This is a genomic window from Neisseria sp. LACPHL-SPEC-2024-00856, from assembly GCF_047915665.1.
Classification (GTDB): domain Bacteria; phylum Pseudomonadota; class Gammaproteobacteria; order Burkholderiales; family Neisseriaceae; genus Neisseria; species Neisseria polysaccharea.
This window is the reverse complement of sequence record NZ_JBLRPR010000007.1, coordinates 23,868-37,229: the sequence shown is the minus strand read 5'-3', so window position 1 is coordinate 37,229 and position 13,362 is coordinate 23,868. Positions and strand designations below refer to the sequence as shown.

General features: G+C 48.7%; 13 protein-coding genes. 3 read left to right on the top strand and 10 right to left on the bottom strand.

The features are described from left to right. The first annotated feature begins 196 nt into the window (after positions 1–196). Together nrdB and yfaE are read left to right on the top strand one after the other, a co-directional pair. On the top strand, positions 197–1,330 hold the full coding sequence (gene nrdB / locus ACNAU7_RS07380) for a class Ia ribonucleoside-diphosphate reductase subunit beta (RefSeq protein WP_416301846.1): 1,134 nt from the start codon (positions 197–199) through the stop codon (positions 1,328–1,330). A 130-nt stretch (positions 1,331–1,460) separates the two neighbouring features. Continuing rightward, a complete protein-coding gene (gene yfaE, locus ACNAU7_RS07375; protein WP_416301845.1) occupies positions 1,461–1,751 on the top strand; it encodes a class I ribonucleotide reductase maintenance protein YfaE in 291 nt (96 codons plus the stop codon). Between the two features lie 39 nt (positions 1,752–1,790). On the opposite strand, the gene ftsB is transcribed toward yfaE, so the two are convergent. The 10 genes from ftsB to yhhA form a co-directional block, all read right to left on the bottom strand. Next, positions 1,791–2,069 (bottom strand): cell division protein FtsB, encoded by a 279-nt coding sequence (gene ftsB, locus ACNAU7_RS07370; protein WP_416301806.1) that lies wholly within the window; start codon positions 2,067–2,069, stop codon positions 1,791–1,793. Between the two features lie 13 nt (positions 2,070–2,082). Next, on the bottom strand, positions 2,083–3,369 hold the full coding sequence (gene eno, locus ACNAU7_RS07365; protein ID WP_416301805.1) for a phosphopyruvate hydratase: 1,287 nt from the start codon (positions 3,367–3,369) through the stop codon (positions 2,083–2,085). Positions 3,370–3,413: 44 nt separating this feature from the next. Beyond that, positions 3,414–3,800, bottom strand: coding sequence for a DUF4149 domain-containing protein (locus tag ACNAU7_RS07360; protein ID WP_416301804.1), 387 nt, complete (start codon positions 3,798–3,800; stop codon positions 3,414–3,416). Positions 3,801–3,868: 68 nt separating this feature from the next. Then, on the bottom strand, positions 3,869–4,711 hold the full coding sequence (gene kdsA / locus ACNAU7_RS07355; protein ID WP_416301803.1) for a 3-deoxy-8-phosphooctulonate synthase: 843 nt from the start codon (positions 4,709–4,711) through the stop codon (positions 3,869–3,871). A gap of 21 nt (positions 4,712–4,732) precedes the next feature. Next, complete coding sequence (panD, locus tag ACNAU7_RS07350) at positions 4,733–5,116, bottom strand: aspartate 1-decarboxylase (RefSeq protein ID WP_013448984.1); 384 nt, start codon at positions 5,114–5,116, stop codon at positions 4,733–4,735. A 161-nt stretch (positions 5,117–5,277) separates the two neighbouring features. Then, a complete protein-coding gene (locus ACNAU7_RS07345; protein ID WP_416301802.1) occupies positions 5,278–5,733 on the bottom strand; it encodes a DUF2004 domain-containing protein in 456 nt (151 codons plus the stop codon). A gap of 71 nt (positions 5,734–5,804) precedes the next feature. Next, the gene (mfd, locus tag ACNAU7_RS07340; RefSeq protein WP_416301801.1) at positions 5,805–9,215 is read right to left on the bottom strand and encodes a transcription-repair coupling factor; all 3,411 of its coding nucleotides are present in this window, start codon (positions 9,213–9,215) and stop codon (positions 5,805–5,807) included. Between the two features lie 469 nt (positions 9,216–9,684). Further along, the gene (yhhC, locus tag ACNAU7_RS07335) at positions 9,685–10,272 is read right to left on the bottom strand and encodes a cyclophane-containing peptide 2OG-Fe(II) oxygenase YhhC (protein WP_416301800.1); all 588 of its coding nucleotides are present in this window, start codon (positions 10,270–10,272) and stop codon (positions 9,685–9,687) included. Next, positions 10,269–11,378 carry a cyclophane-forming radical SAM/SPASM peptide maturase YhhB gene (gene yhhB / locus ACNAU7_RS07330; RefSeq protein ID WP_416301799.1) on the bottom strand — a complete coding sequence of 370 codons (1,110 nt, stop codon included), beginning with the start codon at positions 11,376–11,378 and terminating at the stop codon, positions 10,269–10,271. The genes yhhC and yhhB overlap by 4 nt, the downstream gene beginning before the upstream one ends. 9 nt (positions 11,379–11,387) lie before the next feature. After that, the gene (gene yhhA / locus ACNAU7_RS07325) at positions 11,388–11,537 is read right to left on the bottom strand and encodes a YhhA family cyclophane-containing RiPP (protein ID WP_003713099.1); all 150 of its coding nucleotides are present in this window, start codon (positions 11,535–11,537) and stop codon (positions 11,388–11,390) included. Between the two features lie 287 nt (positions 11,538–11,824). Between yhhA and ACNAU7_RS07320 the strand changes: the two genes are divergently transcribed. Then, positions 11,825–13,252, top strand: coding sequence for an acyl-CoA dehydrogenase family protein (locus tag ACNAU7_RS07320; RefSeq protein ID WP_416301798.1), 1,428 nt, complete (start codon positions 11,825–11,827; stop codon positions 13,250–13,252). Positions 13,253–13,362: the final 110 nt, after the last annotated feature.

Here is a 13,362-nt window from a genome sequence, read left to right as displayed (position 1 = left end):
AGAAGTATAGATGTCATTCGGTCATTCTTAGCTGAATATAAATTTTATATATTTATTAGTGTTCTTTTAGTCTTCGCTATTTTAGGATGGTGCTTTATTGATAAACTTCAAAAAGTTTCATATGGTGAATTAAAAATTAATAGAAAAGTCGACTAATTTTAAAAAGAGAGACGTTATGTCCTGCGAACACCTAGTCATGTCATACAGCACCTTTCCCAAAACCAAAAACGACGCGCTGAAAGAGCCGATGTTTTTTGGTCAGCCGGTAAATGTCGCCCGTTATGACCAGCAGAAATACGAAGTATTTGAAAAACTGATCGAAAAACAATTATCTTTTTTCTGGCGGCCGGAGGAAATCGACGTGTCGCGCGACCGTATCGACTATGCAAATCTGCCCGAACACGAAAAACATATTTTTATCAGCAATCTGAAATACCAAACCCTGCTCGATTCGATCCAAGGCCGCAGCCCAAATGTTGCGTTCTTGCCTTTGGTGTCTATTCCCGAGCTGGAAACGTGGATTGAAACGTGGAGCTTCAGTGAAACCATCCACTCGCGCAGCTACACTCATATCATCCGCAATATCGTGAATGATCCGTCAGTCGTGTTCGATGATATTGTGCAAAACAAATACATCATCGCCCGTGCTGAAGACATTGCCTGCTATTACGATGATTTGATTGAATACACTCAGTATTACAATCTGTTGGGTGAAGGCACGCACAATATCGGCGGCAAGCTCGTGACCGTATCTTTGCGTGAGTTGAAGAAAAAGCTCTATCTCTGCCTGATGTGCGTCAATGTATTGGAAGCCATCCGCTTTTACGTTTCATTCGCCTGCTCGTTCGCCTTTGCCGAGCGCGAATTGATGGAAGGCAACGCCAAAATCATCAAGCTGATTGCCCGCGATGAAGCCCTGCACCTGACCAGCACCCAGCATATGCTCAACCTGATGCGCGCCGGTGCCGATGATCCTGAAATGGCTGAAATTGCGAATGAATTGCAGGACGAATGTTTCAAACTCTTCAAAAAAGCGGCGGAGCAGGAAAAAGAATGGGCTGCCTATCTGTTTAAAGACGGTTCGATGATCGGTTTGAACAAGGAAATTCTGGCTCAATACGTTGAATACATTACCAATCTGCGTATGCAGGCAGTTGGCCTTCCTGCTGGGTTTGAAGGTGCGACCCAAAATCCGATTCCTTGGATCAACGCATGGCTGTCTTCTGACAATGTACAGGTTGCGCCGCAGGAAGTGGAAATTTCTTCTTACCTTATCGGACAGATTGACTCTGAAGTGAATACGGATGATTTGGGCGACTTTGAGCTGTAAATTTTTTACTGTATGTGTTTTTTATGGAGGAATGCCGTCTGAAACTTGTTTTTTCAGACGGCATTTTTTCAATAAGGAATGAAACGGGTTAGGCTTGTTATCGGTTTTGGGTTTTTATGATTGGTTAGAAATGGCGCTCATTAGTACGAGAGATAGGGTTTTTGAGTTGTTGGAGGGGGAAACTTTGTTGGAAGGTCTGGAACGGACGGGGCATATGGTGGAATATCAGTGCCGAAGCGGATATTGCGGATCGTGCCGGGTAAAGATTTTGGAGGGAAGTGTTACTTATCGGGAGTCGCCGTTGGCTTTTTTGGGTAGGGATGAAATACTGCCTTGTTGCTGTTGCGTTGAAGAAAATATCAGTTTGGATTGCGGATTGGAGGGAGAGGTCGGGCAGAAACCTGAGGGTTTCTTGAAATAAAAGCCGTCTGAAACGGATTCAGACGGCTTTTGTACAGCATTACTGGTTATGCCTGATGAGTCGGTAAAAAGTTTCACCGTCTTGGATGTAACCTAATTCTACTCTGGCAATTTCTGAAATGGCTTCTTGGCCGTTTTCTAAATCATAGACTTCGGCGGCCAGAGAATTATTGCGTAAAGCGAGTGTCTGGTTTTTTTCTTCCTGAACGGCAATTTGATCTTTCAGGTTGTTGTTGCGTCTGATACTGCCTTTGCCGAACCAGAGGCTGTACTGGCAGCAGACAAGTGAGACGGATAAAACGACAGTTACCCACTTCATACGTTAACCTTTTTTATTTGCCCAGTTGGTAGAATGCGGCTTTCCCAGGGTAGTAGGCGGCTTCCGCCAATTCTTCCTCGATACGCAGCAGTTGGTTGTATTTTGCCATGCGGTCGGAACGGGACAGGGAGCCGGTTTTGATCTGCATGCAGTTGGTGGCTACTGCCAAGTCGGCAATGGTGCTGTCTTCGGTTTCGCCGGAGCGGTGGCTCATTACGCTGGCGTAGCGGTTGCGTTTGGCCAAGTCGACGGCTTTCAGGGTCTCGCTCAAAGTACCGATTTGGTTGACTTTGACCAGTAATGCGTTTGCTACGCCTTTTTCGATGCCTTCGGCCAAGATTTTTGGATTGGTTACGAACAAGTCGTCGCCGACCAATTGAACTCTGCTGCCCAATTTTTCAGTCAGCAGTTTCCAGCCTTCCCAGTCGTTTTCGTCCATACCGTCTTCGATGGAAACGATTGGGAATTCGTTAACCAGGCCTTCCAAGTATTCGGCAAATTCTGCGCTGGTGTAAGAGCGGCCTTCGGCTTCCAAGTGATATTTGCCGTCTTTATAGAATTCGCTGGATGCGCAGTCCAGGGCAAACAATACGTCTTCGCCTGCTTTATAGCCTGCGGCTTCAGTTGCTTCGACGATCAGTTGCAGGGCTTCTTTATGGCTGTTCAGGTTAGGTGCGAAACCGCCTTCGTCGCCAACGGTAGTTGGGAAGCCTTTGCCGTCACATAGTTTTTTCAGTGCGTGGAAGATTTCGGCACCGCAACGCAGAGCTTCGCGGAAAGATTTTGCGCCGACAGGCATAATCATGAATTCTTGGATATTCAGGCTGTTATTGGCATGTTCGCCGCCGTTGATAACGTTCATCATCGGAACAGGCAGGGCCATTGGGCCTGCGCCGCCCAAGTAGCGGTACAGGGGCAGGCCTGCATCTTCAGCAGCTGCGCGTGCTACGGCCATAGAAACGGCCAAAGTCGCGTTGGCACCCAAGTTGCCTTTGTTTTCAGTACCGTCCAATTCGATCATGATTTGGTCGATATAAGATTGTTCGCTGGCATCGATACCGATGAGGGTTTGCGCGATTTGGTTGTTGACGTGGTCAACGGCTTTCAATACGCCTTTGCCCAAGTAACGGGATTTGTCGCCGTCGCGAAGTTCTAAAGCTTCTTTCTGACCGGTTGATGCGCCGCTTGGTACGGCTGCGCGTCCCATGACGCCGGATTCCAACAGTACGTCGCATTCTACGGTTGGGTTGCCGCGTGAGTCCAAAATCTCGCGGGCAAAAATATCAACGATTGCGCTCATAAATATTCTCCAAATTAAAGTGACGTGAGGTAAAACGGTAGGCTTCAGACGGCATTTTTGCCGTAGAGCCGCCAACTTAAGTAAATCGAAAGTAGGGCGGCCGCCATAAAAACAATACTGGAAATGCCGTGCCACATTCCGAAAGATCCGCCCAAAGCCGACAACAGCCAATTCTCATGCCCGTATTTCAGCGCCTCGATAACGGGTGTAATCAAGAATCGGTTGGCGGCAAGGGCGGACAATAAAAAAATCAGCAGGGCGGTTTGCAGCCGGGTCAGGACGGCAAAGGCGGCAGCCAACACCGCGCCCCAAACGGCAAGCCCGCTCCAAGAAAGGATGTCGAACAAAACGCTGGCAATTTCGCCCGCCTGCATTTTGGGCAGCATTTTGAACAGTACCGGCGCGGCGATATAACCCGTCATAATCTGCATACCGAGTCACAAGGTTGCGGCATACAGGCTGATTTTTCGGAAAGTCTGCATCATAAGGCGAAACCGTGTTACTCGATTGTTAAAATCGGTTGTGATTTGATTAAATCGTCCAATGCTTTGATGCGGATTAAAAAATCTTCTAAAAGATGCAGCGGCAGCGCGCTGGGGCCGTCGCATTTCGCCAGTTTCGGATTGAGGTGGGATTCAAGAAACAGGCCTGCAATCCGGGCAGCCATGCCGGAAAGTGCTAAATCCAGTGCTTGTGTCCGTCTTCCTCCGGAAGCGGCAGAGCCCGATTCCCTTGTTTGCAGGGAGTGGGTAACGTCAAAGATGACCGGCAGATTATCGCAGGTTTGTTTCATCACGCCGAAACCGAGCATATCGACAACGAGGTTGTCGTAGCCGAAGCTGCTGCCGCGTTCGCATAAAATCAGTTTCCCGTTGCCGGCTTCGCGGAATTTTTCCACAATGTTTTTCATTTGCGAGGGGCTGAGGAACTGGGGTTTTTTGATGTTGACGACCTTGCCGGTTTTCGCCATTGTGGTTACTAAGTCGGTTTGCCGCGCAAGGAAGGCGGGAAGCTGGATGACATCGCACACTTCGGCAACGGGTCGGCACTGATAGGGTTCGTGTACGTCGGTAATGACGGGGATGCCGAATTCCGCTTTGACTTTTTCAAAAATCTTTAAGCCTTCTTCCAAGCCTACGCCGCGATAAGAATGGATGGAGGAACGGTTTGCCTTGTCGAAAGAGGCTTTAAAGATATAGGGAATGCCCAGTTTGCGGGTTACTTCGACGTAATGCGCGCAGGTTTGGAGGGTGGAATCCAAATCTTCCAAAACGTTGATGCCGCCGAATAGGACGAAGGGCGAGTTGTTGCCGAGGGTAATGCCGTTGATTTTAATATCCATAATCGATGTCCGTTTTCAGGGTTACAGCACGGTGTGCGGCGGCTCGTAGGAGATGATGTCGCGGATTTTGTTGTTTCCGTCTACCAAGACGACTTTGGGTTCATGCGCGGCGATTTCCGGTTCGGAGAGTTGGATATAAGACATGATGATGACGATGTCGCCTTTCTGCACCAGCCTGGCCGCCGCACCGTTCAGGCAAATCACGCCGCTGCCGCGTTTGCCTGAAATGGTATAGGTTTCAAAACGTTCGCCGTTGTTGTTGTTGACGATGGCGACTTTTTCGTTGGGATAGATGCCTGCCGCGTCCAACAGGTCTTGATCGACGGTAATGCTGCCGACGTAGTTCAAATCGGCTTCGGTTACGGTGGCGCGGTGGATTTTTCCGCCAAGCATAGTACGGAACATGTATTTCCTTTTGGTTTGTGTGCGGTCTGACGGGCGCGATGCCGTCTGAAAATCTGAATGCCGTATTATAGTGGAGTTTCCTTCAAATTCATAATGGCAAGGCTTCGGGCAGGGAAGCTGTTTTCAGACGGCATTTCATTTTTGCCGATTGGCAATCCGGCTCAACTCTCCCAATCGATTGAGAAAATGCTGCCGTCCAAATGCAGTTTGACGGCAAGGATTTCGTCGCTTTCCATATTGGCGGGCATATAATCCATAACGGCAAAAGCCGGACTTTCTGCCCATAAGCTGATATAGGTCAACTGCATGGTGCGGACAAACTTTGCCGCATCGCGGCTTGTTTGGGCATCTTCGGTGTGAAAGTCGATATAGCGGCTGTCCCGTTTCAAATATTCCGTCAGTGCGGCGCGTGCAGCATCATCGGCTTTTTCCAATTCGGACAGGAAGGCGGCAAATGCATCCAATGTTTTGGTTGGCAGGCTGTTTTCATTTTCTGCCCACAGGGATACCTCGACAAGATTGCCTTTGACGGTCAGCTCGTCTTCCCAGAGGACATCTTCTTCTCCGTCAAAACCTTCGGTGGACAGTTGTTGGAAATAGGGGTGAAAAATCGACATGATTGTTCCTTTGGTGAGGATTGGGGGATTGTATGCCGTCTGAACGGTGTTCTTCAGACGGCATCGTTACATCAATTTCCTTTGGGCAGGCGTTTGCTTTGCAGGGTTTTTAGCACGGTTTTGACGGTGTTGATCCGTACTTCGATGTTTTCCATTTCTGCTGCAAACCTCAATTTGTCTGCCCCTGCCAGCCGGTATTTTTTGTCGTTCTGAATCAGCAGGATGATTTCGGTTGGATCAACATTGTTGTTTTTGCCAAAGGTTACCGTTACCGCTTCGCTGGTCGCATCGATGGCGTCTATACCCAATTCTTTTGCCGCAAGCCGTAAGTGGTGGCTTTCGATGAGGGTTTTGACGGGTTGTTCGGGCAGGCCGAAGCGGTCGACGAGTTCTTCGTGTATGGCATTGATTTGCTGCACGGTTTCGCAGACGGCGAGGCGTTTGTAGAGGACGAGGCGCTCGTGGATGTCGGGGCAGTAGTCTTCAGGCAATAATGCCGGGCTGTGCAGTTTGATTTCGGTAGTAATGCCCAATGGCGCGTCGAGGTCGGGCTGGCGGCCTTTTTTGAGGTCGCGCACGGCTTGTTTGAGCATTTCGGTGTAAAGCGTGAAGCCGACCTGTATCATTTCGCCGGATTGCCCTTCGCCAAGGATTTCGCCTGCGCCGCGGATTTCCAAATCCTGCATGGCGAGGGTGAAACCTGCGCCGAGTTCGTCTGCCGCCGCGATGGCGTCGAGGCGTTTTTCTGCGTCTTTGGTGATGTATTCGGGCGTGAGCAGGTAGGCGTAGGCTTGGTGGTGGCTGCGGCCGACGCGACCGCGAAGCTGGTGCAGTTGCGCCAGCCCGAATTTGTCGGCGCGGTTAATGATGATGGTGTTGGCGTTGGGGATGTCGATGCCGGTTTCGATGATAGTGGAACAGAGCAACACGTTGAATCGTTGCTGCAAAAAGTCGCGCATGACTTGTTCCAGCTCGCGCTCGCGCAGTTGTCCGTGCGCCACGCCGACGCGAGCTTCGGGCAACAGGGTTTCCAGCCGCTCGCGCATATTCTCAATCGTATCTACTTCATTGTGCAGGAAAAACACTTGCCCGCCGCGTTTGAGTTCGCGCAACACGGCTTCGCGTACGCTGCCTTCGCTGAACGGTTTAACAAAGGTTTTGACGGCGAGGCGGCGGCTGGGCGCAGTGGTAATCAGCGAGAAGTCGCGCAGACCTTCGAGCGCCATACTGAGGGTGCGTGGAATCGGCGTAGCGGTCATGGTGAGGATGTCAACATTGGCGCGTAGGCGTTTGAGTTGCTCTTTCTGACGCACGCCGAAACGGTGTTCTTCATCAATAATCACTAAACCTAAGTTTTTGAATTTGATGTCGTCCTGAACCAATTTGTGCGTGCCGATAACGATATCGACCGTGCCGTCCGCCATACCTTCCAGCGCGGCTTTGGTGGTTTTGCTGTTGTTGAAACGCGAAAGGCCGGCGACTTTCACGGGAAAATCGGCGAAGCGGTCGGCGAAATTTTGCGCATGTTGCTCGACCAGAAGCGTAGTCGGGGCGAGTACGGCAACCTGTTTGCCGCCCATTACCGCCACAAACGCGGCGCGCAGGGCGACTTCGGTTTTGCCGAAACCGACATCGCCGCACACGAGGCGGTCCATCGGCTTCGCCTGCGTCAAATCCTTAATCACAGCGGCGATGGCGGCGGCTTGGTCTTCGGTTTCTTCATAGCCGAAGCCGTCGGCAAACGCTTGATAGTCCAACTCGTTGATTTCAAACTTGTGTCCCGATTGGGCGGCACGCTGGGCGTAGAGGTTGAGCAATTCGGCGGCGGTATCGCGCGCTTTTTCGGCAGCCTTGCGTTTTGCTTTGTTCCACGCGCCGCTGCCAAGCTTGTGCAGTGCGACGTTTTCATGTGCCTGACCGGAATAGCGGCTGATTAAATGCAGTTGCGAAACAGGCACATAAAGCTGCGCTTCACCCGCGTATTCGAGCAACATCATTTCGTTGGTTTCGCCGCCCAAGTCCATCGTTACCAAGCCCATATACCGTCCGATGCCGTGTTCTTCGTGCACGACGGGATCGCCGATATTGATTTCGGCAAGGTCGCGCAACAGGCCGTCTGAAACGGCGGCGTGTTTCTTGCGATGATGTTTGCGTGAGCGGGCAACATATTGATAAAGATCGGATTCGGTGATGACCGCGATGTTTTGATCTTCTAATTTAAACCCGTAAGCCAACGGCGCCACTGTAATCATCAGCGGCTCATGTGCCGACAAGAAGCCTTGCCAATCAGACACGCTTTTGGCTTTTAAACTGTTTTGCTGCAAGAAGCCGAGCATGGTTTCGCGCCGTCCCAAACTTTCGGCGCACAGCAAAATCCGTCCTTCAAACGCCGTCTGAAAATCCTTCAATGCCTGCAAAGGCTCGTCGGATTGTCGGTTGACGGCAAGGTCGGGGAGGGCGTGTTCCTTGCCGGAAACATCGGGCAGCACTTGTCCGTAGTTTTTCAGACGGCCTGCAAACACATCGGCAGAGAGATACAAATGCTGTGGAAGCAAAGGCGGATAGGTTTCGTCGCCCTGCGCCATCGCGTAACGCGATTTGACATCGCTCCAAAAACGGTTTGCCTCGGCGTGAACGTCGCCCAAAGAGACAAACAGCACATCTTCGCCAATATAGTCAAACAACGTTTCCAACTCGTTTTCAAAAAACAGCGGCAGGTAATATTCCACGCCTGCGCCGAAATGGCCGTTGCTGACGGCTTTGTACACGGCGGCATCGTTCGGATTGCCATCAACTTCCTCGCGGAAGCGGCTGCGGAAGATTTTTTGCGCCTCGTTGTCGGTGGGGAACTCGTGCGCCGGCAGCAGGCGGATTTCGGAAACGGGCGAGATGGTGCGCTGCGTGTCGGTGTCAAAGGTTTTGATGCTGTCGATTTCATCGTCGAACAAATCGATGCGGTAGGGCATTTCGCTGCCCATCGGGAACAAATCGACAATACCGCCGCGCACGGCAAACTCGCCCGCCGCGACAACGTGGGAAACATGGTTGTAGCCCGCATCCACCAAATCGCTTTTCAGACGGCCTATATCCAAAGTCTGCCCCGTTTTCAGCCAAAACGTGCGCCCCGCCAAAAACGGTACGGGCGGCAGCTTCTGCATCGCCGTGGCAACCGGCACGAACAACACGTCCGCCGCGCCGCTTTTAATCTGCCACAACGCCGACAAACGCTCCGACACCAAATCCTGATGCGGCGAAAAACGCTCGTAAGGCAGCGTTTCCCAGTCCGGCAGGAACACCGCCGTATCGTGCGGACGGAAAAACCGCCACGCCGTCTGAAGGCGCAACGCCTGTTCCGCATCTTGGGTCAAGACAACCTTGAGCTGCTTATGCGGCAGATAACACGCCAAAGCCAAGGGCAGCGAGCCTTGAGACAGATTGAGCCAACGGGATTTTTCACGGGGTTTGGGGATGGGGTAGGTCATGGCGTAGGGATAATGGCTTGCGGCAGCCGGAAAAAATTTCGAGCCGCTTCGGGGTTAGTCAGGCTGTATAGATGGAATTTTAACAGATTAAGAACAGGATACTTGCCTAGTTTTTTAAACGGCTTTTGTATGTCGGAGAAAACTTGATTTTATGGGAAAAAAAGATGTGTAAAACGCTACCTTTGCTACCGGATAGTAAGTTTCAGCTTTTCAAATGGCAAGGCAAAGTGAGGTTAAGAAACGAAAATATAAAATATGTCGGCATTATTGGTATCAAGGGGGAAGATAATCTTTATCTCAACTCCTTATATATTACGCCTCATCGGAAGGAGTGCTTTTGGTTGAAGCCTTGCCACTTATGGTAATAGAATCTAATCGGATGTGAAAGTGCCCCCCATTCAGGACGGCACACATGGCGACGCTTTTATGTGCTGTCCTGTTTGTTGAAACATGTTTTATCAAATAAGATTTATTTATTTCTGTAGAAATTAAAAATCAGGGTGTAGCGGCAACCGGCATAAATTTTGCTAACGGCGTGATGAGATTCCCTTGATATTTCAAATGCGAACATACTTCGATGCTCCGGTAAAATTATATTAGCTATATCCTGTGGATTTTCGCTGTTAAAAATCATTAAGTATCCGCCATTATCAGCAGGCCAGCCGTAGTTTAGTTGAATAAGCAGGCGATGCGATTCAGTTTCAAAATCAGCTTCTTCAATGTAATCATTGTGAATTTTAATGATTTGATTGCCTAATAAGCGATGGGCAACTATCTCGACAGTATCCTTTAATTGACATGAAAATAAATTCTCCATTAAATTCTTTAATCTTTGCTTTGTTTCATCGCTAATCAAGAATTGTAGGTTTTTTGGTACATTCTGTATATCAAGTAAAAATTCGTACTGGCTGTAGAAATCTGTAATAGTTAAATGCCAAGGGGCAATTTTCAACCATTCTAAAATATCTTTTGCTTGTTGCTCATCTAAAAAATTTTTAGAAAAAGCATGAGGAAAAGGTATGTTATTGCATTGAATATTATTTGTATTTATCTTCATAGATATTTTTCTAATGTGTTTGATATGGTTTCAATGATATGTATGTGGTCTTGGCAGAATACGGATGGATTATCAAATCCGTTTTTATCACTCCAACGATATAGGGGCATCCCACCGCCACAGATTGATAAATAGCGACAATTTTTACATTTTTTTGATGTTGGATTTTGAAGTTCCAAGTAATCCTTAAATTCATTAGATTGGATTAGTTCTATTAAATTATTCTTGGAGACATTCCACGAAAACTCGAATCTGTCTGCCCGATTTTTTGTACTCTTTAGGGTATCGTTCTTGGTAATATCTCCATTTGTATCAATAATCAAAATGCCTGAAGTTTCAGTTCCCGTCCCTTCTTTCGAACTAAATCCTCCAATCAGCAGTTTGACGTAGTTATCAAAAAATGCTATAGGGATAGGGTTGGGGTCATAAAAATATAAATTCCATAAAGATTCCAGCCATTTTCCATATTCTAATGATTCAAAACTTGATTTTCCAAAAGGGTATCGGTCATGATTGCCGTCTCTCATTAAGAAATTAACACTTGGAATATTTAATTTTTTAAAAAAATTATAAATCTCTTTAGGGTTACTTAAAGGGTTAATAACAGCCAAGCAACCAGTAAAAACTTGATTTGAAAATGGATGGTTTTTTATCAGACGAAGACTATCCATAATGCGGTAAAATGAACCACGTCCTAAATGATCCAGCCTCATTTCATCATTGATGTTTTGCGGACCGTCCAAGCTGATAGAAATGGTTACGTTATATGTATAACAAAGTGTAATCAATTCTTCTGTAAGAAGAAGCCCGTTAGTTTGAATTGAAACAGTAGTGTATTCAGGTAATCGATGCCGCAATTTTTTCAATAAATATTCAAGCCGATGTTTTGGCAATAAAAAGGGTTCGCCTCCATGAAGAACAATTGCAAAACTTTTTCCTTGAAAAGAGTATAAGTCAAACAAAGATTTCTCAATATCGTCAATGCTCTTTTCACTAAGCAGTTTTGGATTATCTTTCCAACCGTCATCGCCTAAATGGTACACATAACAGTAGGTGCAATTCAGATTGCACCTACTGGCGACTTTCAATAAAACAGTATCAATCATAATCTGATATTACTGACCACGATTATGACGGTTGTGCGTGCGGTCATATTTGAACATCATCGCTGTTTTCTGCTCATTCTCAACTTCTTTAATCAATCGAGAAAGTAATGGGTGGTTAATAGGCATTTTTTGGTCAACTGAGTGATTTTTATTCAGCATTTAAGACTCCATAGTATTGGTTAGAAAGATTCAATAAAGCATTAAGAATCCCATTATATATATATAATGTAAATAATTAATTTTTATTAAAAATCAATATGTTATCTTTTAATATTTCATAATTAAATTTGGAAATGGCTGTAGCTGCTACGTTGTGAGTTATTAAAGCTGTCCGATAATCATTGTTGCTTAGGTAAGTTTATGGTATAAAACTTAGAAAATTAACTCTAAACCGTGGCAGGCGGTTTGACCGGCCGCCGATTAATGGGAACCGACAGAGGAAGCCGATGATACACACCGAACCGAGCGCGCAGCCGTCAACTATGGACACGGCTGCTTTTTTAAAGCACATCGAATCCGCATTCCGCCGCATTTTTTCAGACGGCATCGACCTGATGCGATACCTGCCCGAAGACAAATGGCTGGCCTTGAAGCAGGTGGGTTTGCTGTTGCCCTTCCTCGACAAGAAACACGGCGGCCGCAAGGGCGGCCAGTTTGAAATTCAGGAAGTATTGCGGATTGCGGGGCATTACGGCGTGCCCGTTACGCTGCGTACCGGCATCGAAGGCGCGCTGGTGTTGCAGCCACTGCAAGAGTTCGGCGATGAAGCGCAAATCGCGCAAGGCTTGGATATGGTTTTCAAAGGCGAGGGCGGTGGTTTGGGCGTTACCGAACCCGAAACCTCCGGCGCGGCGATTGCCCGAGAAATGCAGTCTTACTACGAATATACCGACGGACAAACCATTTACGTCAACGCCGCGAAATACTGGCAGGGCAACTCGCAAAGCGACTTCCTCCTCGTTGCCGCCAAAGAGCGCAAAAACGGCAAACTCGCCAAAGTCATCGACCTGCTGCTCGTCCCCAAAACATACATCCGCTGCGAAACCCTCGCATCCGAAGGCCTGCGCGCCGTCCGTTACGCCGTCAACCGCATCGATGCCGAAATGCCTGCAACCGCCGTGATGAAACTCTCGCAGGGCGATGCTGCCGGTTTGCGCGCGTTCCAAAACATCTTTATCCGCAGCCGCCTGCAACTGGTCGGTATGACGCACGGCATTATGGAATACATCCTTGAAAACCTGGACCGATACGTCCGCAACGACATCAGATTCGTCGATTACGAACGCCGCGAAATCCAACGCCGCCATCAGGTTTCCGAAATCCTTTACCGCTACGTCTGCCGTTTCGTTTCGCCCGTCTCGCCTGTCGCCCATCAATTAATGGAGGCAAACATCGTCAAAACCCTCGCCACGGAATACACTTACGCCGCCGCGCAAATGTTGCAAAAACTCTTGGGCGCGAAGGGTTTTGAACGCGGACACACCGCCGGCAATATCGCTATCGACATCCGTCCCTTCACGATTTTTGAAGGCCCGAACGATATGCTTTATGCCGAAATTTACGACCAGTTCGTCCGCGCCACCGCCGAAGAAAAAGAAGCGGGCATTAAGTTGGACAAAAACCAAACCCTGCTCGACCGCCTGCAAACCGATGCACGCTTTGCCGCCGTCGCCCGCGAGTACACCTTGCCCGAAGACATCCGCAGCTTCCTGCAGGAACACACCCTGACCGATGCCTGCGCCCTGCAGAAAGTCTTCATCGGCAAAATCATCGCCAGACTCTTTGTTTTCGTACAGGCGGAACACGAAGACACCGCAGCCTTCCTGCTGAACGACATCCGCAAAGATATATTGGACTGCCGATATTGCGGATAGCGGGCAAATACGGCGGCAGGCAGACGGCATTGCCGGCGCCGGATGCCGGATTTCGCGCCGCGCCTTTTTTGTTTTGCCGGCTTTCCCACTTACCCTATTTGTTTGGAACG

Bases quoted from the DNA above. Each gene is read 5' to 3' on its own strand.
- mfd (WP_416301801.1), bottom strand. From the start codon at position 9,215: ATGACCTACCCCATCCCCAAACCCCGTGAAAAATCCCGTTGGCTCAAT.
- yhhB (WP_416301799.1), bottom strand. From the start codon at position 11,378: ATGATTGATACTGTTTTATTGAAAGTCGCCAGTAGGTGCAATCTGAAT.
- ACNAU7_RS07360 (WP_416301804.1), bottom strand. From the start codon at position 3,800: ATGCAGATTATGACGGGTTATATCGCCGCGCCGGTACTGTTCAAAATG.
- ftsB (WP_416301806.1), bottom strand. From the start codon at position 2,069: ATGAAGTGGGTAACTGTCGTTTTATCCGTCTCACTTGTCTGCTGCCAG.
- eno (WP_416301805.1), bottom strand. From the start codon at position 3,369: ATGAGCGCAATCGTTGATATTTTTGCCCGCGAGATTTTGGACTCACGC.
- ACNAU7_RS07320 (WP_416301798.1), top strand. From the start codon at position 11,825: ATGATACACACCGAACCGAGCGCGCAGCCGTCAACTATGGACACGGCT.
- yhhC (WP_416301800.1), bottom strand. From the start codon at position 10,272: ATGAAGATAAATACAAATAATATTCAATGCAATAACATACCTTTTCCT.
- kdsA (WP_416301803.1), bottom strand. From the start codon at position 4,711: ATGGATATTAAAATCAACGGCATTACCCTCGGCAACAACTCGCCCTTC.
- yhhA (WP_003713099.1), bottom strand. From the start codon at position 11,537: ATGCTGAATAAAAATCACTCAGTTGACCAAAAAATGCCTATTAACCAC.
- ACNAU7_RS07345 (WP_416301802.1), bottom strand. From the start codon at position 5,733: ATGTCGATTTTTCACCCCTATTTCCAACAACTGTCCACCGAAGGTTTT.
- yfaE (WP_416301845.1), top strand. From the start codon at position 1,461: ATGGCGCTCATTAGTACGAGAGATAGGGTTTTTGAGTTGTTGGAGGGG.
- panD (WP_013448984.1), bottom strand. From the start codon at position 5,116: ATGTTCCGTACTATGCTTGGCGGAAAAATCCACCGCGCCACCGTAACC.
- nrdB (WP_416301846.1), top strand. From the start codon at position 197: ATGTCATACAGCACCTTTCCCAAAACCAAAAACGACGCGCTGAAAGAG.